Consider the following 23,152-nt stretch of genomic DNA (forward strand, 5'->3'; position numbering starts at 1 on the left):
AAGCTTAGACTTGGGGCAGGGTACACTGCACTAATCATCATTTCCGGCATGTTCATCATTCCGTTCCTGTGGCTGATCCGCAGCTCGCTGATGGATTTATCTCAAATCTTCACCATGCCGCCGGAATGGATTCCAAGGCCTTTTCATTGGGATAATTTCCAGCGTGCATTGACCTTTCTGCCGTTCGATACTTTTTTTCGGAATACTACTATTATTGTCTTCAGTGTACTTATCGGGACCGTTCTGACCAGCAGTATTGCGGCATTCGGTTTTTCTCGAATTGAATGGAGGGGCAGAGATACGGTATTCGCCATTCTCATGACCAGCATGATGCTCCCTGCAGCGGTCACAATCATCCCGAGCTTTCTGGGATGGCAGAAGCTCGGATTCTATGATTCGTTCTATCCTTTGATCGTACCTGCCTATTTTGGCGGAGGAATATTTAATATTTTCCTGCTGCGCCAATTCTATTTAACGATTCCGCTGGATTTCGATGAGGCGGCGTATGTGGATGGAGCGACTTATTTTCAAATCTATATGCGAATTATTCTGCCGCTAAGTCGTTCAGCGATTATTGTGGTTGCCCTGTTCAGCTTCCTGGCTTCCTGGAATGATTTCATGGGCCCGCTTATTTATCTGAAAAGTGATAATCTCTTTACCCTGGCGCTGGGATTGCAGATGTTCCAGGGTACGTACACCGCTCAGTGGGATTTGCTTATGGCGGCATCTGCCGCGGTAGTCCTGCCTTGTGTCATTGTGTTCCTGCTGGGACAACGATATTTCCTTGAAGGGATAACATTATCGGGCCTGAAGGGTTAATGAAATGAAAGTGAGGAATTCACATAATGACAAAACTTCAATCGCTGAGAAATTGGCAGGGCGTACCCTTCACGAAGGTAGTTATTGAGGATGAGTTCTGGCGTCCGCGGCTGGAGGTGCTGAACAAGGTTACACTTCCGGCCTGTTTAGCAAAATGCGAAGAGACGGGGCGTATATCCAACTTCGCCAAAGCGGGCGGACTTATGGAGGGGGCGTTCGAAGGTATTTATTTCAATGATTCGGATGTGTATAAGATCATCGAAGGTGTTGCTTATTCCCTGATGTCCGAACGAGACCAGGTGCTTGAGGCAGAGGCGGACCGGATTATTGATCTAATTGCCTCGGCCCAGGAAGCAGACGGTTACTTGTGCACCTACTATACGCTTGAAGCACCAGAAGCTAAATGGACAGACATGGAGAAGCATGAAATGTACAATGGGGGCCACTTAATCGAAGCCGCAGTTGCGTATTATGACGCCACCGACAAGCGCAATCTCCTGGATGTGGCCTGCCGTTTGGCTGATCATTATTGCAGCCTGTTTGGCCCGGGCAAACGTCACTGGGTGGAAGGCCATGAAGAAATTGAACTTGCACTTGTGAAACTATACCGGGTTACCGGGGAGGAACGCTACTGGAAACTCGCTTTATGGTTGCTGGAGGAACGAGGGCATGGCCACGGAATCGGAAAAATATGGGATACCAAGGAATGGGGTCCTGCATACTGTCAGGACGATGTTCCGGTCAGAGATATTGAGCAGGTCACCGGCCACGCAGTCCGGGCCATGTACTTATATACGGCAATGGCAGATGTAGTCCAAGTATCCGGAGAGACTGCTTATGCCGATGCTTTGCATCGGGTGTGGGGACATACCGTGGAGCGCAATATGTATTTGACCGGAGGCATCGGACCCTCACGGCATAATGAAGGATTCACTCACGATTATGACTTGCCGAATGAATCCGCATATTGCGAGACCTGTGCGGCGATTGCCATGGTGTTCTGGAACCACCGTATGAATCTGTTGTTCGGGGATGCCAAATATGCGGATATCGTGGAGCGGGAAATGTACAATGGCGCATTGGCCGGAATCTCACAGTCGGGTGATAAATTCTTCTATGTAAATCCGCTCGCTTCGAAAGGTGACCATCATCGGGTCCCCTGGTTCGATACCTCCTGCTGTCCGACGAATCTGGCTAGGTTCCTCCCCTCTATTGGCCAATATTCCTATGCCCTTACCGGTCGAGGAATTGCGGTCAATCAGTATACAAACGGTGAGGCCGAATTCGTCTTGGAGAGCGGACTAGGTGTGAGACTGAAGCAAACGACAGCATATCCATGGAAAGGCCGGATTGAATTGACTGTATTCCCGGATAAAAAGGAGCTATTTAGCATCCAGTTACGGATTCCCGGATGGTGTAGGGGATATAAGGTAGAAGTCGGAGGAGAAGCACTGCCGGAAGCCGAGGGCCGGACAGAGCAGGGATATCTCACAATAAACCGGAAATGGTCACACGGAGAGAAGATCATCCTCGAACTTGATATGCCCGTCGAAATTATTCGTTCGAGACCGGTAGTACTGGAGAATCAGGGCCGTCATGCTCTTCAGCGGGGACCCATCGTCTATTGTCTTGAACAGGCGGATAACCCCGGTCTTGCCTATGATGAGTACACCTTCTCTACACATGAGCGATGGTTAGTTGATCATCAGTTGGAGCTGCTCGGCGGTGTAACCGTACTTAAAGGAAGAACCGGGGAAGGCAGACCCTGCCAGTTCATCCCATACTATGCATGGGACAACAGGGCTCCCGGATTTATGCAGGTGTGGATTCGTGCGGCTGCAGATAACAGACTCTACTGCTTTTAATACACGGGCTAATGTATAGACTATTCTTCGAGCGGGAGGTTTGCAGTATTTAATTATGAGTCTGATTATGGGCGTAAGGAGTTGTTATTCATTGAAAGTCATCACGAACCCTGTCATACCCGGCTGGTATGCAGATCCCGAGGCGAGGACGTATAAAGACACACACTGGATTTATGCCACCCGCTCCTATACTGAATATACGAAGCAGCTGAATTTGGATGCCTTCAGTTCGGTAGATCTGATCCACTGGGAGAAACATGAGGACCTTATTGTAATGGAGGATTTCCCCTGGATCTGGAGAGCGGTATGGGCGCCTACCCAGATTGAGCATAAAGGCAAACACTATCTTATCTTCGCATCTAATGACATTCAATCCAACGAAGAGACCGGAGGTTTGGAAATAGCGGTAGCCGATTCACCGGAGGGTCCTTACCGGGGGTATCTAGGGAAACCGCTCATTGACAGGTTTATTCACAAAGCCCAGCCCATTGATGCCCATTTGTTCAAAGACGACGACGGAACCGTCTACTTATATTATGGAGGCTGGGGACATTGCAATGTCGCCAGGATGAATGAGGAGATGACCGCTTTTGTTCTGTTTGAAAGCGGCGAGAACCATCTTTCTATAACACCCGAAGGATACGTGGAAGGACCATGCATGATTAAGAAAGAAGGACTGTATTACTTTATGTGGTCGATGGGCGGCTGGACGAATGGCACCTACCGTGTTGCTTACGGTGTAAGTGATAACCCTTTGGGTCCATTCGAGAACAAAGGGACGATTCTTGAGAAGCAAAAGCCGATCGCGGAAGGTCCGGGTCATCACGGATATTTACATTTGCCGGAGAATGATGAATGGCTGATCGTGTACCACCGCAGAATCATCGGAGACACGGAGCCTGGAAACCGTATGTTATGTATGGACAGAATCTATATCAGCGGCGGTGTAATCAGACCGGTTCAGATGACGGATCAGTGGCTGCTGAATGAAATGAAATGAGACAACCGCCTAAATAGAGATGCTCCATAACGTCAAAAAATTCGATAACACCGATGAGGATATGGAGGGACCTGATCTCCATCGGCACCATCGGGCTGATTAAAGCTATCAAGAGCTATCGTCCCAACAAGGGAACGAAGTTGGCTACATTTGCAGCTCGTTGTATCGAAAAGGAAATCCTAATTACAATAAACAAATTCTAAGTCGCTTACTATTAGGAATCAAATAGAAATCAAAGTTAATACCGTTTAAGTTCGGTGCGGGAATTTGCTTGTACCTGATCATATGCATAAAAAAAAGCCGGTTTCCAGATGATTCTGGAGAACCGGCTTTTACTTACATGAAGCTATAGAGCCGCACGCCGTGCGGCGGCACAGTGGTCCGCAGCGCACCTGCGGCAAGCTCGGCTGGAGCTCCGCTCCACAGCTCGATTCCTGAGGCGACGTTCAGGCCGATCTCTTCAAGGGCCAACGCCAGTTGCAGCGGGCTCTCGCCGATGTTGAATACGGCAGCATAACGGGTGCCATCGTTGTGCTCGGCTGTCCAGACGATAATATTATCCTTACAGAGCGCTTCTCTGGCTCCATGGCTCTCCCGGTGCATGCGCAGTACCTCACGGTTGGTAAGCAGCGACAGCGTCCAGTCATCGTTATCCCGCAGTTCGCCGCCAAAGATAAGCGGAGAGCGGAAGATACTCCAGAGCGACATCATAGTCAGTTGCTCATCACGTGTGAATCGGGTCCAGCGGTCCTCCCCGCCGCCATCCACAGAGCGGATGCCGATGTGCCCAAGCGGCAGCATGTCGCAGTCCGGCCAGCAGCCGGCCTTGGGTATGCCTTGCCATTTCCGGCAGCGATCGAACATATCCAGCAGCAGCGCCCAGAGGTCCCAGAAGTCGTCTGTAACACGCCACATATTGGCATGTTCGGTGAAGAGTTTCGCATATTCTACCGGAGCAGGTCCGGGAGAAAGGCTTAGCACCATAGGGCGGCCGCAGCGCTCAATGGCCTTGGAGATCATGACGATCTCCGGCTGATGAGTGTCGTACAGCCTGGAAGCAGCGATGTCGTCCACCTTCACCAGGTCGACGCCCCACTCTGCGTACAGTTTAAAAAGAGAATCATAGTACGCCTGTGCCCCTTCTTTTGATGCGTCGACACCGTACATATCTGTATTCCACGGACAAATGGAGTTCGTATGTGCAATGTCACGTGCCGTCGAAGTTGTACCCAAGATCGGGGTGGCGGCGTGGGCAGCCTGCCGCGGAATGCCACGCATAATATGAATGCCGAATTGTAGTCCAAGACTGTGCACATAGTCGGCTAAAGGCTTGAAGCCAAGGCCGTCCGCTGCAGAAGGGAAACGGTTCTCGGCAGGCATAAGCCGGGAGTATTCATCCATTACCAGCGGAACGAACGGTCGGTATTGTGAAGAATTCGCATAAGGCTCGTACCACTGAATATCGACGGTAATATAGCTCCAGCCGAAGGCTTTGAGGTGTTCTGCCATATACTGCGCATTCCCGCGTATTTCTTCTTCCTCTACGGCCGCGCCGTAGCAATCCCAGCTGTTCCAGCCAAGCGGCGGAGTAAGTGCTGCAAGCTTATGATTCATTATAAATCTCCTTTACTGATGTATTATTGCTCTTGTCATGTTCATCATAATAAAGGTGATTAGCAATATCTATAGTAATCTTACGAGTGTTATAGCACTATATTGCGGTTAATCAAAAAACAATCTACGGTAGGCGAGACTTTCGCCCCCACTGCGGAAATCGCCCGGTGTAATTCCGGTCAGGCTACGGAACGCTTTAATGAAATAACTCCCGCTGGAGTATCCGATCTGCTCGGCAATGGCTTCAATGCTAAGGCTGGTTCCTCGAAGTAGCTCCATGGCCTTCTCGATACGGATGCGGGTCAGATATACGCCGGGTGTCAGACCCGTGCTGGCTGAAAAGCGGCGGATTAGGTGATATTTGGACAAGGAGACATGCTCGGAAAGCTGGTCGATGCTGATCATTTGTGCATAGTTATACTCAATAAATTCAGCTGCACGCCTTACGTTCTCTGACCAGTTGTCCCTGTTCCGCAGCGTAGTTACCTGCAGTCTAGAGAGTTCTGTCATGAACTGGTAGATGCACGACGAGGCAATAAGAGGGTCGGAGATTCTGCCTGCTGCGGCATCGTTCACAATCATCCTTAGCAGTCGGACTGGCGCACAGTCTACGGGAAGATGAGGCACTTCACCTGCTTCACGGAGGGATTTACGCCAATGGGGCAGGATCAGATTAGGCCGGAACAACAGGAACAAGAATTCCCAAGGCGCTTTGGATTCCGGAGGATAATAATAACGGTGGGGTCCTGGAATTTCGGCAAGGAAAGCCTGTCCGGCGGTGACACGGTGAGTCCGATTCTCCGACTCAAATACGCCTTCTCCAGAGAGGGTGTACTGGAACAGCAAGAGCGGCCCATCGGTCCGCTCCAGTCCGTCCCAGCGATAAGAAGGAGTAGTGATTGAATCACAGCCGGCCGCAAATAATACGCATAGCTGGAGCTCCTTATCTTCTGCGAATCGAAAGCCGTAGGTGCCTTTGGACATACCCATAAATGGCCTCCTAGTAGTGATAGTCTTCGGTAATAACTTCTATCATACAACCCTACTAAAACTTTTACTATTGGCTAAAACATTACAAGCAGGATTTGATAGACTTTCATTGAAAACAGAAAGCACCTTTGTTACCGTTACAAATATAGAAGCTGCAAAGGAAGGTTTAAGGGTGTCCCAAACTCAAGAACAACGCTAAAAAGCAACTTATCCAGGATAAGTTGCTTTTTGGTATATATTAGAAGGATATTACTGGAATTTATTGAAAACTATTATAGGGAAATGTAGGAAGTTGATCTTACTAGGTGTATATGGAAACTGCTTTATATGAATGGAATTCTAATATGGGCTATGAAATACCGGATATGTTCAAGAGGCTGAGAAACCAAATTACCTCTTCCATTTATCGAAACCATAAGTATAAAGGGGCCTCTTAATCTAGGAGATGGAACAAATCGTAAACTAAAAGGGAGTTGTAACCAATACAAAATAAAAATAGGTGGCCCGTTTCTACACCGGAAGAGCACAACATGAATATGGAATTAATGGGTAAATTCATGAAGGCTGTAGAGAAGACGAAAATTAAGAGCTGTCTAAAGGAAGGTACTTTAATTCATGAGTATTACAAAAGCAATAAAATTAGAGACAACCTACAGAGGATTAATTCATGTACGAAAAGTATCATTTCCATATTGATAGGGATAGCGATTGATAAAGGTATTATATCTTCAGTTGATGTTACCATGGTACATTATTTTCCTGATATTGTTAATCATCAAGCAGATCCTCGCAAGAAAGACATTACGATAGAACAGCTGCTAACAATGAGCGTAGGGCTGGATTGGCCGGAGTTCGGCGAATGGAACTATATGCCTCCTATGTTTACCCACGATGTAGTAAAGTTTGTATTCGACAGGGAGTTAGTGGATGATCCGGGGAAACGAATGAACTATAATTCGGGTTGTTCTCATATACTTTCTGCTATATTAACCAAAACCACCGGTATGAAAACTTCGGAGTTTGCAGAGCAGTATTTATTTAAACCTTTAGGTATAGACGCGGATTATCGTTGGTTTGAGGATGCGAAAGGCATTAGTTATGGTTCTGATGGTCTACGGTTACATCCGTATAATTTAGCTAAATTCGGTCAGCTTTACTTGCAGGACGGTGTATGGAAAGACAAGAGAATCGTATCTGCAGAATGGATCAAGAAATCTACAGAGCCCTGCTTGTTAACTTATGAATATATTGGTCACTATGCTTCTCATTGGTGGGTAGCAAAGGTGGATACCAATCATGATGATTTTTCTTTGAACAACAGGATGTACTTTGCAATGGGAAGAAACGGACAATTTATTATTATCATTCCAAGTTTGCAAACGGTAGTCGTGTTTACAAGTACGCTGGACAATACCATCAAACCTTTGGATTTTGTAAGGGAATATTTGGTGATGTCGATGAGTAACCAATGAAATGGTGAACCAGTATGTCAGATTTTCTTTGCGTTAGCTTTATTACAAAATTTGCAAACAGTACCGGGACTTATTGTCATGGCTGAATTCGATAGCGCGTTAGATAAAGTGATGGGGTTAATCTGGAAGCTTATATAACACGGAGTCGGAAAAATAAATTAGCCTATTAGAGTGAGATAAAAACCTAGATTCTCACGGGCTTATTGTAACCAGGCTTAAGCTAATAAAAATTATGCTGTGCTGTGGTATACTCGAGCGAAATTGGATGCTAAAGCAAATGGGACATATATTGTATATAAGACAGCTGAAGGACAAATCGTTAAAGAATATAGAACAGTTATGATTGAGAAAATGAATGAACAGGACTTTACTCATGAGTGAGACAGCTGCAACCATGTTTGTATTTGCTGGTAATAATGGAAGCGGAAAGAGCACGATCCGCAACTTGGGGTAAGTGTGAATTGATCCGGATGCACTCGCCCGCAAAATTAATACTGGTCATCCTGAAAAGAGCAAAGTATCTGCTGGAAAAGAAGCCATAAGGATAGTCAGAGAATGTATCCGTAATAAGTGGGACTTCACTGTGGAAACTACTCTAGCGGGTGGTAACGTTATTCGACAGATGCGAGATGCAAAGGAACAAGGTTTCAAAATCATTATGTTTTATGTGGGGCTAGGGGATGTTCGGCTTAATATTGAACGTGTTGCTTTGCGAGTAAAGAACGGTGGTCATCATATTGAAACCGAGGATATTATTAGACGCAATGTAACAAGTATGAATAATCTGGTGCCTCACCTAGACCTAATAGATCAATTGTTAGTTGTTGATAATAGTAAAGCAGATGGTGAGATTATTCTTGGAGCGGATAAAAGTGGGATGAAATATTATTCAAATGAATTGCCTGAATGGGCACGAATGATCGATCTAAAATTACAGATTGAATATAACACGCGAAAATAAACCAATTCGAATCGGGATCGATTGCAATTGGTTTATTTTTGACATCGTATTGTGTCCACAACCTCAAAAAATTCGACAATACAGGGGAAGATATGGAGGACATCATCTCCATCGGCACCATCGGGCTGATTAAGGCGATTGAGAGCTACCGCCCCAATAAGGGTACGAAGCTCGCGACCTTTGCCGCCAGATGTATTGAAAATGAAATCTTGATACATCTTCGTTCACTTAAAAAAACTCGCAAGGATGTATCCCTGCATGATCCTATTGGGACTGACAAGGAAGGTAACGAAATTACCCTTAAAGATATCCTAGGCTCCGAAGTGTAGGCGTAAATAATGACTTTGGCTAGCATTTTGGGGTGATAGCTGTCGCGGCCACCGCCCGGATACGCTGCGGCAAAGATAGCGTATCCGGGCGGTTGGCGGCGTTATGCAGCAGCAGTTGTTCCCACTTATCCGGCAGGCAGTATTCCAGAACCTGAACGGTTATGTCAGCTCAAGCGCCATTCTGGAACACATGGAGGAGTATATCGTTCCACCAGGTCTCGGCCCTCAGGCGGGATTATACGGCGCTCTGGCATTAGGACTTGCAGCATGGAATAATCAGGCTTTTATATAGGTTAAATTTGAAATTAAGAAAAGGGAACAAGTTAGGGAGGGGAAGTTTGGATACTTACGGGGCGAATATGTCTGCCCTTGTCTGTGTATATTCACCGCGAACAGCGGTAATAATCAAGAAATCTGAATACAACAGGGCATGGGCAATCCTTCAAAGCGAGGAAGGTTTCGTTCTGCCCGTATGTCGAATGACAGAACCGGAAAATATGTTTGGACAACTGAAGTAAGCTGCAAATGACCAAAAACGTAGAGCAGCGATCCTCCAATAACAAGGAGAATCGCTGCTCTGTTGACTATTTACGGTTTTGAAAAAAGATAAGGGTCTGTCTCTGCTCATAGAAAATCTTTTATGATATAGCCCTACTCGATTTTGCTCTATGATACAGACATGCTGAAGCGCTGGAAGTGACGGGCATTGTCATCAATCAAAACACGCATGGATTTGAGGATCAGCGGTGCCAGGTGAGGGCGCAAATCGGACAGCCGGCCTCCTTAAATCCACCGATGTCAGTTGATCGCCATAATCTAGCTTTGGCCTCCTATAGTAGATATGATTCTTCAATTATAATTGCTTTAAATAGAAATACCGAACATTTTGAAAGTTTAGTGCAGAGGATAATGAATTTTATCATCGGGAATGTTTGATAGTATTCAGTTGTAAGCGCAGACAGTAGATGAAAGGGGAGGGCATTATTGAACAGTAAGAGTAAAGTGGTACTAAGCGTGATGTTGGCATGCGGACTGCTCGCCGGATGTGGAAGCAAAGGGGATAACGCGCAGCCGGAGGCGGGAACTTCGTCAGCACCGAAAGAAGAGAAGGTGTCTCTCACGTTCTGGAGAAACTCGGGCAATGACACCGAAAATTCAGCCTATGACAAGCTGGTGGCCTCGTTTAATGAAGCGCATCCTAATATCAAGGTTGAGATGAGTCCGATTCCGTATGCCGATTACGACACCAAGCTGAGAACATCTATTGCTTCGGGCAATCCGCCTGATATTATGGCCATCGACGGCCCGAATATGGCTTCTTACGCCCAGGCGGGTGCCTTACAGCCGCTGACCGCCTATTTCAAGAAGGACGGTAACCTGGAGGATATTCCGGAATCGACTATTGCCACGTACACCTATAATAATGAAATTTACATGGCTCCGCTCACCGAATCCTCCATTGCTCTTTTCTATAATAAAAAAATGTTTGAAGCGAAGGGAATTCCTCTTCCCTCCAAGAACCCGGAAGAGCCTTGGACTTGGGATCAGGTGCTGGATGCAGCTAAAAAGCTTAACGACCCGGCCAAAGGCGTGTACGGCATTGATCCGGCGCAAGGCTTTGGTAATGCAGGAGCAACAGCATACTTTAAATATCCGATTATTTGGCAGTTTGGCGGCGATATCATGAGCCCGGATGGAACAACCTCCAAAGGCTACCTGGATAAGCCAGAGACCAAAAAGGCGCTGCAATTCTTCTCCGACCTGTATAATAAAGATAAAGTGTCCTCGTTGGAATACCCGCCAGATCCATTCCCGAACAACAAGCTGGCGATAACGGTTGACGGCTCCTGGTCACTGGGCAATTATGCCGACAAGTTCCCTAATTTCAAATTAGGCGAAGATTATGATATCGCGCCACTTCCGAAGGAAACTGGGCAGGCTGTCGCGAACGGAAGCTGGTCGCTGGCCATTTCCTCGAAGAGTAAAAATGCCGAAGCTGCCTGGCAGTTTGTAAACTGGGTGACTGGTACTGATGGGGCTAAGACCTATTGCTCTATTACAAAAGATATTCCGGCTCGCTATTCAGTAGCCAAGGAGTTCCCTGAGCTAGGTCAATATCCGAAGAATATCTTTGTCGTACAGAATCAAAAATTCGGCAGACCGCGTCCGATTACACCGATCTTCCCGCAAATGTCCGAAGCGGTAAACAAGATGATTGAGGAAGTGACCATTGCTGGACGCAACGTGGATGCAGCCGTTGCCGACGCCATCAAAAAGATTGACAAGGCGTATGCAGATCTACCGCAAAAATAATAAAATTTCCAAACATTGTAGAAACGGCAACCGCCCTTTATCAAAAGGGCGGTAAAGCTGTTTCTTCTTTCAGCTTAAAGAAGCTTCAAGATTTAGCTCCACGTTGTGGGGTTATTTTGAATTTTTGGACCATAATGATAGCAAGGGGCGCGGTTGTCATGTTCTACTCGTTACGCAGCAGATTAATGTTGGCTTTTTCGATCCTGCTGATCCTTCCGATTACGGCGGTTGTCTTTATCCTCAGCAAGGAATCGGCGGAGCAGATCCGAAAATCTACCCAGACATCCACTCTGCAAACCATAGACCAATTTGCCTCTCATGTCAGCACGCTGCTGACGCAAATTGAGGATATGGGCAACCAGGTGTTGAGCAGTGACATCACACAGGAATGGATAACCGCTGACCTGAACGATGAGAGCACTAAGGGTGAAAAGTATTTGGCCAAGCAAAAGCTGCGTGGGCTATTATCCTCCTATGCGATCAATAATTCGAGTGTAATTTCCATTTCCACCTTTGCGACGGGAGAGGGCGGGTTATGGACACAGGACCTGAGCTATTTGAAGAGTAGCTGGTACAGTCAGTTTAAGGAGCAGGACGTGCGCTGGACGCAGGCTCACCAGGACAGGGATCAGGCCGACGACAGCATACGTTTGCGAGAGATCAATAGCCTCGTGCTCCCTTTGGTGCAGCTCCAGTCCCTTAAGGATGTCGGAGTGATCAAAATCAATTATCCTACGGTGCTGCTGCGCCAGGATATGGATAAAATCAGCTTCGGCAAAAGCGGCAAAGCCTTTTTACTGACAGCTGAAGGCCTCAGTGTGCTCAATCAGGATCTGACAGGAGCTGAGCAGTTGCTTAGGGGCGGACTTGCTACTTTGCAGAAACATAGTGGAGGACAGAACAGCGGCATTTTTCCGCTTCGCCAAGGGGGGACCGACTATCTGTTCTTTTACCGCAGGTTGCCTGCACAGAACTGGCTGATCGTCGGCGAGGTGCCGGAGGCGGAGCTGTATGCCACCATCACAAAGCTCAAAGAAACGCTGCTCCTTGCCAGCTTTGTTCTACTGATCCTTGTGATTATTGTCGCGCTGTGGCTCTCCGCCGACATAACGAAGCCACTAAGTGCCATGGCCAGGGCCATGCGGCATGTCAAAAACGGGCAGTTCGAGCTGGCGATGAAGGATATGCCAAAGGTTAGATCGCGGCAGAGCGAAGTGGACTATGTGGCCGGTGTATTTGAGCAGATGACCCATCAGCTGAAGTATCTGATCGAGACGGAATTCGAGACCAATCTACGCCGGAAAAATGCCGAATACAAAGCGCTCCTACTGCAGATCAATCCACATTTTTACAACAATACACTGGAGATCATCAGCGGTCTGGCGGCGATGAAACGAGAGGATCTGGTCATGGACGCCACGGAAGCGCTGGGTAAAATGATGCGTTATTCGCTGAGTCTCGATACGGATCTGGTACAAGTCAGCGAGGAACTTGGCTATATCCGTGACTACCTGTTCCTCCTAAAGCTGCGGTATGAGGATCATCTGATGGTGGCGATCCGGCAGGATTCCGCCGCGGATCAGCTGTTGATCGCTAAGTTTATTCTGCAGCCGCTGGTAGAGAATGCCGTGAAGTACAGCTTGGAAAAAGGGGGGGGCGCCGAGGTGGCGATCACCTCCAGTGTGTGTGGAGAGCGCCTGCACTTGCAGATTCAGGATAACGGTTCAGGAATGACACCGGAACTGATCGCCAACATTCTTGCCGATACGGATCTGAGGGACAGTGTGGGAATCTTAAATCATAAAGGGGACAGCATCGGATTGCGCAATGTGCTCTCCCGCTGCCGCCTATATTACGGCGAGCAGTTTGAAGTCGTGCTTGATTCGAAGCTATATATAGGAACAACCATTACACTGAAGCTACCGCTGATAGAAAGGTGATTATCATGTATGAGATTATGCTGGTAGATGATGAGAAAGGGATTCGCAATAGTATCAAAGCCAAAATCGATTGGGAAGCCGTCGGCTTCAGGATTGTCTCGGAGGCCTCAAGCGGCAATGAAGCGCTGCAACTGCTGGAGCAGGGACCGCTGCCGCAGTTGGTCATCTCCGATATCCGTATGCCGCAGATGGACGGCATTGAATTTATCCGCATCTGCAAAGAGAAGTATCCGCTGCTGAGGACGGTTGTGCTATCGGGATACTCCGACTTTGATTATGTGAAATCGGCCATGCAGCTTGGAGTGAAGGATTATTTGCTGAAGCCGGTAGCCCGTGCAGAACTGAATGAGCTGCTTGGCAAGCTGGGTGAAGAAATTGAACTGGAGCAAAAAAACCTACATGCCTCACGGCAGGATCTGCTGCGGAAAAATGAGCAGCTGCGGCTGCTGCAGGAGAATTTTTTGCTGCAAATGGTCAAAGACGAGTGGTACAGCTTGGCGGCTATCAAGGAACGGCTGCAGCAGCTCCAACTGACCCCGCTGACAGCGGATGATCTGAAGCTGCAGTTTGTCGCTGTGGAGATGAGAGTGCCGACGGGGCGGATGGCGGACCGGCAGGAGCGCCGGGATCTGCTCAATTTGGCTTTTCAGATGCTATGCCGGGAGACGGCTGCTAAGCGGAAAGGAATCTATCCATTCAGCGATGTCGCCAATTCAGCGATGATGTATTTTCTGGTTATTATGAAGTCGGGGCCGGAGCATGCAGATCGAACGGAACGGTTCGTAGAAGAACTGAAACGAAACATCGCCAGTTACCTGAAGCTGGAATGTGTGACGGGGATTGGCGAGGAAGTGAAGGGACTCAAGCGGCTGAAGAACGGTTATGCTTCGTGCATGCTGTCCTGGAGCCAAAGCACCGTGTATAAAGATGGAGAGGGCGAACGGAGCCGAGTGATGGAGCTTACGCAGGCTTTTACCCCGGAGGTGGAGCGGAAGCTGGTGCAGGCGATTGAAAATTTGGACATGAGCACCTTCCGCCAGCAGCTTGACACCATTTTCAGTAGCGAAAGAGATACGCCGATGTTTGCTTTTACCTTTTTGGCCCTGCGGATGCTGCTGATGTTCAGCTCCATCGCCAAAAAGTTCGAGCTCGGCGGCTCCGCCCTGCAGAAGTATTTGTGGAACTGTCAGATGACCATTGCTGATTACCAGTCGCGTGAAGGCGTGCGGGGGCAGATAGATGAGCTGGCGCAGCTTGTTATGGACGAAGTGAAGAAGCTCCGCTTCTCCAGCGGACAGCATATGGTCGAAGCGGTCAGAAAATACGTGGAGGAGAATTTCTCCTACGAGTTGACGCTTTCTTCCCTCGCCGAAATGTTTCATCTGAATGAGACTTATTTATCCGGGCTGTTCAAGCAGCATGTGGGCATTACGTTCAGCGACTATGTCACCAAGCTAAGAATGACCAAGTCGGAGCAGCTTTTGCAAGAGAACGAACTGAAGCTGACCGATATCGCCATGCTTGTCGGCTATTCCAGTTCCAGCTATTTCAGCACCTCTTTCAAGAAAAACAGCGGCAAAAGCCCCAAAGAATACCGGGAATGGTATTTGAAGAATCACCCGCACGGGTAACTGACTGTGGGGGGAGTATAACCGGCTCTATGCAAAGTCTATGGATGTTAAACAACGGCGGTAGTTTGCAACAAAAGATCATTGCATTCCAAAGGTCAAACCATACCAGAGCTTTCAGATCAATTCTGTCTGTTCTGCGACAGCAGCAAAAAAATCGTCTATTCCAAAAAAATAGATTGCGCATGCCTACTTTGGACGGAACTCTGATGTGGGAAATTTATGCTCACCCCAATCTGACTTTGGGATTGTTACTGTAAGGCAAACCCCGGGACATGTAAAAGACATGTTTTGGGGTTTGCCTTTTTTGAATTGGAATCGCATAAAAACATGGGACGGTCTGAAATCTTTCGTCCAGTGTTTTAAATACTGCTTCATTGGTTAGATGTCAGATCGTTTACATAAGTATTCTGAAATAAGACTTGAGTTTTTAGACTTATAGCTGTTCCCGCTTTTTCTGATAGCACTGTAAGCAGGCGATTCCTGAAGCCGACTCAGAAAACAGAGGTGTACCCAAGTGAGGCTGATGAGAAATTTCAGCCGAGCAAGGAGGTTCCCCCTCTGGGGAATGGGATAAAGGAATGGAGTGGGATTTTGGAACTGGAGGAGCGATAGCGGTCCAATTGAAGAAATCTGCAGACAACAGCGGCCGGAAGTCCAAAACTTCCATGGAGTGACGGCGGTCCCACGCCTAAGCTACTATGTTCTATACCATGCAGCCAACCATGCCAATGCATCTACACTTCGCCTCGACACAACGACTGCATCCCATCCCCCCTGAAAACATCACAACTTCCCAACCGATCATATTGAAATGATTTCTCTAGCCGTTCAGCTACAATAGTGTCAACTAAACAAGGAATAGGAGCATACAGCATGAATGTTTCGGGAGAGAAGCAAGCACATAAAGAGAGCATACGGCTGGCGGAGGAAGCAGTGGCAGCACAGGCGGAGATTGCGGCACGGGATGACTACCGGCTGCAGTACCACCTGCTGCCACAGGCCGGCTGGATGAACGATCCCAATGGGCTGATCTATTTTAAGGAGGAATACCATCTGTTCTATCAGCATCACCCATATAGTGATAAGTGGGGACCGATGCACTGGGGACATGCTGTAAGCAAGGATTTGGTGCACTGGAAACACCTGCCCATAGCTTTGGCACCTACGGAGCCTTATGAGCTTGGACAGGAGGGGGGTTACGGCTGTTGGTCCGGTAGTGCTGTGGAGACTGATGGCAGGCTGACCTTGATCTACACCGGGCATGTCGACGGCCGGGAACCGATGGAAGTGCAGTGCGCGGCGAGCAGCACAGACGGTGTTGTTTTTGACAAACATTCCGGTAATCCTCTGATTCCAGGTTGTCCCGATACAGGGAATTTCGGCTTCCGTGATCCCAAGGTATGGAGTCACGATGGTCTGTGGTATATGGTGCTGGGTTCCGGGAAAGAGGGCAAAGGGAAGGCGCTGCTCTACCAATCTGAGGATCTGGAGCGGTGGGAATACATGGGAACGGCTGCAGAGAGCGACGGCACCCAAGGGGACATGTGGGAATGCCCTGATTTGTTCCCGCTGGGAGATAAGCATGTGCTTGTGCTGTCACCGATGAATATGCAGGGTGCCAAAAATTTATATATGACCGGCGAAATGGATTACGCCAGCGGAAAGTTTACACCGGAGGCTCAAGCGAAGCTTGATTATGGTCCTGATTTTTATGCCGCACAGACTTTGCTGGACGGCAAGGGCAGAAGAATTATGATCGCCTGGATGGATCACTGGGGTTCAGAGATGGCCCGCGAGGATCGTGGGTGGTATGGGGCAATGACAGTGCCGCGGGAGCTGGTGCTGCTGCCGGAAGGCAAACTGGCTTCGCGGCCGGTTCCCGAGCTGGAACTCTTGCGGGAGGATGCAATAATGGCTTCCGGGGTGACCCTCTCTAAGGGGAATGATGCGGCGTGGAACGTTAGGGACGGACAGGGTTTTGAATGGATTGCTGAGTTTGCTATGAACGGTACACAAGCTGAGCGTCTTGAGATTACTCTGCTTGCGGCAGAGGGAAGCGGGGAATCGACGGTCATCCGCTATTTGCTCCGGGAAGACAAACTGATCCTGGATTGTAGCGCTTCCGGCCATGGTGATGCATCGATAAGTGAAGTTTCAGTAAGCACGGAAGCACCAGATGCTAACGGAGGCTCGCTTAAACTGCAGGTATTTATCGACCGTTCTTCGATTGAAGTGTTTGTAAATGATGGCCGCTATGTGTTGACGAGCCGGGTGTATCCGTCTGCTCTAACCGGCGGAATAACGATGAGGGCTGAGGGTGGAAGTATAACGCTGCAGTCGCTGAATATGTGGAATCTCAAATCTATCTGGAGCTAGTCTGGAGGGGCTATGATCAAAACTACAAGCAAACTGGCATGTGTGGCTATAGTACTGCTGGTTATCGCAGGGTGCAATATTGGCGGCAACAGCAATCATACCAGCAATACCATCGGCAGCACCAACAATAGCGGAACAGGAGGAAGTGAAATGAATACTTCTGATTCTAAAACTCCGTCAAATGCCATCTCAAATACTGCACCTGCGGTCTTTCAGTTTTCTGCGATTCCCAATTACTACACGGAGCTGTACCGCCCGCAATATCATCTGTCGCCGGAAAGCGGGAATATGAGCGATCCGAATGGAATGGTTTATTTTGAAGGTGAATATCACCAGTTCTACCAGAACAGCGGCCAGTGGGGTCACGCCGTTAGCACGGATCTGATCCATTGGCAGCACCTGCCGGTAGCGCTCTTGCGCGATTCGCTCGGGGAGATTTGGTCAGGCAGCGCCGTGGTGGACTGGAAGGATACGAGCGGTTTTTTTGGCGGAAACGCGGGATTGGTTGCGATCTTTACCCATTTCAAAGGAGGAATGCAGTCGCAGAGCCTGGCGTACAGTTCTGATAAAGGACGCACCTGGATCAAATATGAGGGCAATCCCGTGATTCCGAATCCAGGACTCAAGGATTTTAGAGATCCCAAGGTATTCTGGCATGAGCCCTCGCACGCTTGGGTGATGGTTGTCTCGGTGGACAACCGGGTGAGATTCTATACCTCTCCAGACCTGAAGACCTGGCAGCTGGCCAGCGAATTCGGCGCCGATCAGGGCTCGCATGCCGCCGTCTGGGAATGTCCGGATCTATTTGAGCTTCCCGTGGAGGGCAGCAAGGAGAAGCGATGGGTGCTGGCGCTCAGCATCGGCAATAACAGCTCAACCCGTGGCTCGACGGCGCAATATTTTATCGGTAGCTTTGACGGACATATATTCAAGAACGAGAATGATCCCTCCAAAGTGCTGTGGACCGATTACGGAAAAGACTTCTACGCCGCAGTGTCTTACTCTGATATTCCGCAGACGGACGGCCGCCGGATCTATGTCGGCTGGATGTCCAATTGGCGCTATCCGTTCTCCATGCCAAGCACTCCGTGGAAAGGGAATATGTCGCTGCCACGGGAGCTGAAGCTGCGCGACATTCCCGGTGAGGGATTGCGCCTCGTCCAGCAGCCGGTGCAAGAGCTGGAAGCCTTGCGTGGCCAAGCGGTCAAGGTGGGAACCCAGCGGTTGGAGCCAGGTCAAAATCCCCTAGCCAGTCTGCACGGGACTTCCTATGAAATCGATACCGAGTTCACCGTGAAGGGAGATGCGGAATTCGGATTCAAACTGAGAAAAGGCGGAGATCAGGAAACACTTATATCGTATAACAACGTTAATTCATTACTGACGGTGGATCGAACCAAATCCGGCGATAGTTCATTTGAAGCCGGGTTTGCCGAAACGGTTCAGGCTCCCTTAAGAGCGGTAAACGGTAAAATCAGGCTGCATATCTATGTGGATGAATCGACGCTGGAGGTGTTCGGCGCAGACGGCGAGACTGTGGTTTCCAGTATTCTGTTCCCGGGGGCTACCAGTAGTGGGCTCGAGTTGTATGTGAAAAAGGGGAACGTGACGCTGGACCAGGCCGTCTTTTATCCGATGGCAAGTGCATGGCGGAACGAGGATCCCGACGGCTCGAAACCGCTTCGCGTCCTGCTTAGCCAATCCAGCGTGGATGTTCCGCTTGGCGGCACTGTGGAAGAGGCAGCGGCGGTCGTTCCGCTAAACGCTCCCCAGGATCTTACTTGGGTATCGAGTGATGAGGCAGTTGCACAGGTGGATAGCCGTAACGGAACATCCGCTGTCGTAAAGGGGCTGAAGGAAGGCCAGACGGAGATTAAAGCCCTTGCTCTGGGTGGACAAATTTATGCCGTAATGAACGTGTACGTCTATAAACCGGATTGAAATGGAGTGAAAAGATCATGACAAGCGTAACATCGGCAGCTGAGTCTGCCTCCAAAACTGCCCCATCGAGCAAAAAGCCCCACCGGTATCTGCGGGGAGAAGAAATGACCGCCTGGTGGTTCGTGCTTCCTTCTTTTGCTTTGCTGCTCATCTTTGTGTTCTATCCGATGCTGCAAGCCTTTGTGATCAGCTTTCAGAATTATAACCTGGTGGGATCGACCCGCAGCTTTATCGGGTTGGACAATTACAAGACTCTGGTAACGGACAGGGATTTCCTGGCCAGTCTCAGGCACTCGTTTCATTTTGCTATCATAGTTATTCCGATTCAGACTGGGATTTCACTGGGGTTGGCACTGTTAATCCAGAAAAAGTTCAAGCTCACTGGTCTGTTCCGCACACTCTATTTCATTCCGGTTGTCATTTCTACGGCAGTGGCCGCAACTGTGTTCAAACTGATCTACAACAAGGAATTCGGGATTCTGAACAATGTGCTGAAGACGTTTCATCTGCCCACTACCAATTTCCTATCCAACCCGGATACGGCGATGAACGGCGTGATCATGCTGGGAATATGGAAAGGCGTAGGCTTTTTCATGATTATCTTCCTGGCCGGACTGAACAACATTCCGCAAGATTTGTACGAGGCGGCCCGGGTAGACGGTGCTACAAAAATGCAGCAGTTCTTCCGCATTACGCTTCCTTTGCTGAACCGTACCACCGCCTTCGTTGTGATTATGACGACAATTGATGCAATTAAGCTGTCCGGCCTCGTTTTTGTATTGACCAGTGGAGGACCCAACGGGGCTACAGAAACCGCAGTCTATTATATTTATAAAATGGCCTTCCAGCAGATGCAGATGGGCTACGCTACCGCTGCCGCCTTTATTCTGTTCGCGATTGTTCTCGCCATCTCGCTCGTGCAAATGAGACTGTTCCGGAATGCGGAATATTAATGGAGACGCTTTTCTGTAGTCAATTTTGCTGCAGGAGAATTTTAAGGAAGCGGCTGTTTCGTAAAACTACTAGGAGGAATCCACATGAACCGCTTTGCAAGCATTGCCAAGTATACGGTTATGACCGTCTTGGCTGTCATTTCAATTATCCCGATCCTCTGGATGATCTCGGGTTCACTGCGCCCTTATGAGGAATTGTTCAAGTACTCCTCCAGCCTGAATTTTCATTTGTTCGTTCCTGTCCGGCCAACGCTGGCTAACTTCAAAGAGGTTATCTTCAATGAGCGCAACCCTTTTCTCCGCTATATCACTAATACACTGTTTGTTGCAGGGATTGTAACCTTGCTGGTGCTGCTAGTGAATTCGATGTCGGCGTTTGCTTTTGCCAAGCTGCGTTTCCGTGGGAAAGCGATGGTCTTCGCACTGTTCATGTCGGCGATGATTATTCCCGGTGAAGTAACGCTGGTCCCGAACTATCTGCTGATGAATTATTTCGGCTGGCTTAACTCCTATAAGGCGCTGGTGATTCCTTCGATGCTGTCTGTGTTCGGAATCTTTCTGCTGCGGCAGTTCTTCGCGGAAATTCCAGATGAGATTCTGGAGGCGGCCAAAATCGACGGAGCCTCGATGCCGCGAACCTTTTCTCGTATTGTTTTGCCTGCGGCTGTCCCACCGATGATCACCCTTGCGCTGATGACCTTTCTTGGCAACTGGGATTCATATCTGTGGCCACTGATCGTTATCAATGATGAAAAGAAACAGATGATCCAGGTAGCCATTGCCGCTTTCTCTTCGGTGGAAGGAACAGATTGGTCTAAGATTCTTGCCGCAAGTACCATTTCCACAGTTCCGATCCTGATCCTGTTTCTGTTCCTTCAGCGCTATTACATCCAGGGCATTACGATGTCCGGTGTGAAAGGGTAATGCTGCAGCCATTCCACTGATCTGATTTTATAACAAAAAGTAGGTCTGAAAATCCCTAGGCTAAGCAAGTATGAGAGAGAACGTTTGTCAAATAAGCCATTATCAAGACCGATAAACTCCAAGGACGAACAGCGGCTTGTCAACAATTCGGGGTGATAGGGCTCTTTGTTCTTCTAGATGTGATAGATAACTGCTAACAGCATCCAAGCAATGGAAATGATTGCAAGTTTATGGCTTCTATGCCTCATCAGTTGCAAGTAGCGGTTTCGGATTTCGGGAAGCTATCGCGTTGCTGCTTATCACGAGAGGAGCAGAAGGGACTTATTATGCAACCCGGACTCTATCTGGTAGTATGGGCTCCTATTTAGTAAATACTTGTAGATACCACAGCGGCACTCGATTGACGAACTCGACCGCCTGGGCCTGCAGGAATGGCTGAAGATCAAACAGGGCGGCTACGACAGAGCGACGCAAAAATAATATATATATAAAGTTCAGCTTATCCAGGAGAAAAGGAGAAATCATAATGTCAGTGATCACAAAACAAAACTATCGGGGTGCTTATCATTTTTCGCCCCAAGAAATGTGGATGAACGATCCGAATGGGCTGGTATATTTCGAGGGGGAATATCATTTGTTCTTCCAGCATCACCCGGACGGAATGACCATGGGAGAGATGCATTGGGGTCATGCGGTGAGCAGGGATCTGGTGGCTTGGGAAGAGCTGCCGATTGCGCTGGTGCCGGATGAACTGGGCATGATTTTCTCGGGAAGTGCCGTTGTCGACTGGAAGAATACGACGGGATTTTTTGAGGATAAGCCGGGACTGGTAGCGATCTTTACGCATCATCTGAATATGCCGGAAGGACAACCTGCTATTCAGTGCCAAAGTCTAGCCTACAGTAAAGACAATGGCAGAACCTGGACGAAATACGCTGGAAATCCGGTGCTTCGGCATGAGACCTTCATTGATTTTCGTGATCCCAAGGTATTCTGGGATAAAGAACAGAGCCGGTGGGTCATGATTGTTGCCTGTGGCCAGACGGTGTGTTTATACCATTCTCCTGATCTGATCCGCTGGACCTTTGCCAGCGAATTCGGCGGGGGCATCGGCTCGCATGACGGGGTATGGGAGTGTCCGGACCTGTTTCCGCTAGCTGTGGATGGCGATAAGGATAATATCAAATGGGTGATGCTCGTGAGTATCGGTGCAGATCTGGCATTTGAGGAAGGCTCAAGAACGCAGTATTTCACAGGCTGCTTCGACGGAGCGGTATTCACTCCTGACGAAGAATCCCGGAGCATCCGCTGGCTGGACTACGGAAGAGATAATTATGCTGGCGTAAGCTGGTCCGATCTTCCCGAAGAAGACGGAAGACGGCTGTTTATCGGCTGGATGAGTAACTGGATGTATGCTGACCAGACTCCGGCGGAAGGGTTCCGCGGGGCGATGACGATTCCCCGGGAGCTTGCGCTGGAATCAAGAAACGGGGTGGTTACGCTCATTCAGAAGCCTGCAAGAGAGCTGGAAGCGGTGCGTATCCCGGTCCTGTCCCTTACAAATGCTTCGGTACAAGAGGTTAATGCGGCCTGCGCCAGTCTTCAATTGGATGCTTATGTCATTGAGGCGGAGTTCGCGCGCGGTACATCTGCCGGCTTCCGAGTAAAAGCAGGTGCCAAACAGCAAACTGTTGTCGGGATTAACGGTCAGACGGAAGAGATGTATGTGGACCGTTCCGCTTCCGGGAAGATTGACTTTCACAAGCTGTTCCCTGGACTTCATTCCGCGAAGCTTACGGCACAGGCTGCGACCTATGATCTGTGTATTTATGTGGATCGTTCCTCAGTTGAGGTGTTCGGCAACGGCGGTCAGGCAGTTCTTACGGATCTTATATTCCCCGAGCCTGAATCCGGTGCTCTAACTGCATTTGTAGAACTTGAAGAAGACTTGTTCCTTTCGCTGAAAATCTATGATCTGGTTTCATCTGCCGCATCCGGCAGAACCGGTAAGCAGGAGGTGTAAC

Annotated in this window: 17 protein-coding genes and 3 pseudogenes; 16 read left to right on the top strand and 4 right to left on the bottom strand. The window is 48.8% G+C overall.

Annotated elements, in window-relative coordinates:
* Window positions 1-48 precede the first annotated feature (48 nt).
* From GJB61_RS03940 to GJB61_RS03955, 4 genes and pseudogenes are all read left to right on the top strand, one after another.
* Window positions 49-819, top strand: coding sequence for a carbohydrate ABC transporter permease (locus GJB61_RS03940; protein ID WP_154117310.1), 771 nt, complete (start codon window positions 49-51; stop codon window positions 817-819).
* 26 nt (window positions 820-845) lie between these two features.
* On the top strand, window positions 846-2,684 hold the full coding sequence (locus GJB61_RS03945; RefSeq protein ID WP_154117128.1) for a glycoside hydrolase family 127 protein: 1,839 nt from the start codon (window positions 846-848) through the stop codon (window positions 2,682-2,684).
* Window positions 2,685-2,775: 91 nt separating this feature from the next.
* Complete coding sequence (locus tag GJB61_RS03950) at window positions 2,776-3,684, top strand: glycoside hydrolase family 43 protein (RefSeq protein ID WP_229521437.1); 909 nt, start codon at window positions 2,776-2,778, stop codon at window positions 3,682-3,684.
* Window positions 3,685-3,709: 25 nt separating this feature from the next.
* Window positions 3,710-3,869, top strand: a pseudogene (locus GJB61_RS03955) (sigma factor); the annotation flags it as partial.
* Window positions 3,870-4,020: 151 nt separating this feature from the next.
* On the opposite strand, the gene GJB61_RS03960 reads toward GJB61_RS03955, so the two are convergent.
* The gene (locus GJB61_RS03960) at window positions 4,021-5,298 is read right to left on the bottom strand and encodes a glycoside hydrolase family 27 protein (RefSeq protein WP_154117129.1); all 1,278 of its coding nucleotides are present in this window, start codon (window positions 5,296-5,298) and stop codon (window positions 4,021-4,023) included.
* Between the two features lie 108 nt (window positions 5,299-5,406).
* On the bottom strand, window positions 5,407-6,288 hold the full coding sequence (locus GJB61_RS03965) for an AraC family transcriptional regulator (protein ID WP_154117130.1): 882 nt from the start codon (window positions 6,286-6,288) through the stop codon (window positions 5,407-5,409).
* A 530-nt stretch (window positions 6,289-6,818) separates the two neighbouring features.
* Between GJB61_RS03965 and GJB61_RS03970 the strand changes: the two genes are divergently transcribed.
* The 3 genes and pseudogenes from GJB61_RS03970 to GJB61_RS03985 form a co-directional block, all read left to right on the top strand.
* Entirely contained in the window at window positions 6,819-7,760 is a 942-nt protein-coding gene (locus GJB61_RS03970) for a serine hydrolase domain-containing protein (RefSeq protein ID WP_154117131.1), read from the top strand.
* A gap of 583 nt (window positions 7,761-8,343) precedes the next feature.
* A complete protein-coding gene (locus tag GJB61_RS03980; RefSeq protein ID WP_420819724.1) occupies window positions 8,344-8,721 on the top strand; it encodes a hypothetical protein in 378 nt (125 codons plus the stop codon).
* Window positions 8,718-9,044, top strand: a pseudogene (locus GJB61_RS03985) (sigma factor); the annotation flags it as partial. The gene GJB61_RS03980 and the pseudogene GJB61_RS03985, both read left to right, overlap by 4 nt.
* Here GJB61_RS03985 and GJB61_RS32670 read toward each other — a convergent pair.
* Window positions 9,044-9,127 (bottom strand): annotated as a pseudogene (locus GJB61_RS32670) (transposase); the annotation flags it as partial. The pseudogenes GJB61_RS03985 and GJB61_RS32670 sit on opposite strands and share 1 nt — an antisense overlap.
* A gap of 26 nt (window positions 9,128-9,153) precedes the next feature.
* On the opposite strand from GJB61_RS32670, the gene GJB61_RS03990 reads away from it, so the two are divergent.
* From GJB61_RS03990 to GJB61_RS04005, 4 genes are all read left to right on the top strand, one after another.
* Window positions 9,154-9,342 carry a hypothetical protein gene (locus GJB61_RS03990; RefSeq protein ID WP_195724226.1) on the top strand — a complete coding sequence of 63 codons (189 nt, stop codon included), beginning with the start codon at window positions 9,154-9,156 and terminating at the stop codon, window positions 9,340-9,342.
* Between the two features lie 692 nt (window positions 9,343-10,034).
* On the top strand, window positions 10,035-11,363 hold the full coding sequence (locus GJB61_RS03995; protein WP_154117133.1) for an ABC transporter substrate-binding protein: 1,329 nt from the start codon (window positions 10,035-10,037) through the stop codon (window positions 11,361-11,363).
* A gap of 158 nt (window positions 11,364-11,521) precedes the next feature.
* Window positions 11,522-13,303 carry a cache domain-containing sensor histidine kinase gene (locus GJB61_RS04000; RefSeq protein WP_154117134.1) on the top strand — a complete coding sequence of 594 codons (1,782 nt, stop codon included), beginning with the start codon at window positions 11,522-11,524 and terminating at the stop codon, window positions 13,301-13,303.
* Window positions 13,304-13,308: 5 nt separating this feature from the next.
* Window positions 13,309-14,934 carry a response regulator transcription factor gene (locus tag GJB61_RS04005; RefSeq protein WP_154117135.1) on the top strand — a complete coding sequence of 542 codons (1,626 nt, stop codon included), beginning with the start codon at window positions 13,309-13,311 and terminating at the stop codon, window positions 14,932-14,934.
* A 533-nt stretch (window positions 14,935-15,467) separates the two neighbouring features.
* Here GJB61_RS04005 and GJB61_RS31080 read toward each other — a convergent pair.
* Entirely contained in the window at window positions 15,468-15,668 is a 201-nt protein-coding gene (locus GJB61_RS31080; RefSeq protein WP_195724227.1) for a hypothetical protein, read from the bottom strand.
* A gap of 139 nt (window positions 15,669-15,807) precedes the next feature.
* Between GJB61_RS31080 and GJB61_RS04010 the strand changes: the two genes are divergently transcribed.
* The 5 genes from GJB61_RS04010 to GJB61_RS04030 all read left to right on the top strand — a co-directional run bounded on the left by GJB61_RS04010 (window position 15,808) and on the right by GJB61_RS04030 (window position 23,151).
* Window positions 15,808-17,310 carry a glycoside hydrolase family 32 protein gene (locus GJB61_RS04010; protein ID WP_154117136.1) on the top strand — a complete coding sequence of 501 codons (1,503 nt, stop codon included), beginning with the start codon at window positions 15,808-15,810 and terminating at the stop codon, window positions 17,308-17,310.
* 12 nt (window positions 17,311-17,322) lie between these two features.
* Window positions 17,323-19,251, top strand: a complete 1,929-nt coding sequence (locus tag GJB61_RS04015) for a GH32 C-terminal domain-containing protein (RefSeq protein ID WP_154117137.1) — start codon at window positions 17,323-17,325, stop codon at window positions 19,249-19,251.
* Window positions 19,252-19,268: 17 nt separating this feature from the next.
* Entirely contained in the window at window positions 19,269-20,204 is a 936-nt protein-coding gene (locus tag GJB61_RS04020; RefSeq protein ID WP_154117138.1) for a carbohydrate ABC transporter permease, read from the top strand.
* An 84-nt stretch (window positions 20,205-20,288) separates the two neighbouring features.
* Window positions 20,289-21,128, top strand: a complete 840-nt coding sequence (locus tag GJB61_RS04025) for a carbohydrate ABC transporter permease (protein ID WP_154117139.1) — start codon at window positions 20,289-20,291, stop codon at window positions 21,126-21,128.
* A 526-nt stretch (window positions 21,129-21,654) separates the two neighbouring features.
* On the top strand, window positions 21,655-23,151 hold the full coding sequence (locus GJB61_RS04030) for a glycoside hydrolase family 32 protein (protein ID WP_154117140.1): 1,497 nt from the start codon (window positions 21,655-21,657) through the stop codon (window positions 23,149-23,151).
* The last annotated feature ends 1 nt before the right edge of the window (window position 23,152 follow it).

It is taken from the genome of Paenibacillus monticola (genome assembly GCF_009664975.1).
GTDB lineage: Bacteria > Bacillota > Bacilli > Paenibacillales > Paenibacillaceae > Paenibacillus_AQ > Paenibacillus_AQ monticola.

Excerpts from the sequence above, each read along its gene's own strand:
- GJB61_RS03940 (WP_154117310.1), top strand. The coding sequence starts at position 49 with ATGTTCATCATTCCGTTCCTGTGGCTGATCCGCAGCTCGCTGATGGAT.
- GJB61_RS03965 (WP_154117130.1), bottom strand. The coding sequence starts at position 6,288 with ATGGGTATGTCCAAAGGCACCTACGGCTTTCGATTCGCAGAAGATAAG.
- GJB61_RS03960 (WP_154117129.1), bottom strand. The coding sequence starts at position 5,298 with ATGAATCATAAGCTTGCAGCACTTACTCCGCCGCTTGGCTGGAACAGC.
- GJB61_RS04030 (WP_154117140.1), top strand. The coding sequence starts at position 21,655 with ATGTCAGTGATCACAAAACAAAACTATCGGGGTGCTTATCATTTTTCG.
- GJB61_RS04010 (WP_154117136.1), top strand. The coding sequence starts at position 15,808 with ATGAATGTTTCGGGAGAGAAGCAAGCACATAAAGAGAGCATACGGCTG.
- GJB61_RS03990 (WP_195724226.1), top strand. The coding sequence starts at position 9,154 with ATGCAGCAGCAGTTGTTCCCACTTATCCGGCAGGCAGTATTCCAGAAC.
- GJB61_RS04025 (WP_154117139.1), top strand. The coding sequence starts at position 20,289 with ATGAACCGCTTTGCAAGCATTGCCAAGTATACGGTTATGACCGTCTTG.
- GJB61_RS03970 (WP_154117131.1), top strand. The coding sequence starts at position 6,819 with ATGAATATGGAATTAATGGGTAAATTCATGAAGGCTGTAGAGAAGACG.
- GJB61_RS31080 (WP_195724227.1), bottom strand. The coding sequence starts at position 15,668 with ATGCATTGGCATGGTTGGCTGCATGGTATAGAACATAGTAGCTTAGGC.
- GJB61_RS04005 (WP_154117135.1), top strand. The coding sequence starts at position 13,309 with ATGTATGAGATTATGCTGGTAGATGATGAGAAAGGGATTCGCAATAGT.
- GJB61_RS03945 (WP_154117128.1), top strand. The coding sequence starts at position 846 with ATGACAAAACTTCAATCGCTGAGAAATTGGCAGGGCGTACCCTTCACG.
- GJB61_RS04020 (WP_154117138.1), top strand. The coding sequence starts at position 19,269 with ATGACAAGCGTAACATCGGCAGCTGAGTCTGCCTCCAAAACTGCCCCA.
- GJB61_RS04015 (WP_154117137.1), top strand. The coding sequence starts at position 17,323 with ATGATCAAAACTACAAGCAAACTGGCATGTGTGGCTATAGTACTGCTG.
- GJB61_RS04000 (WP_154117134.1), top strand. The coding sequence starts at position 11,522 with ATGTTCTACTCGTTACGCAGCAGATTAATGTTGGCTTTTTCGATCCTG.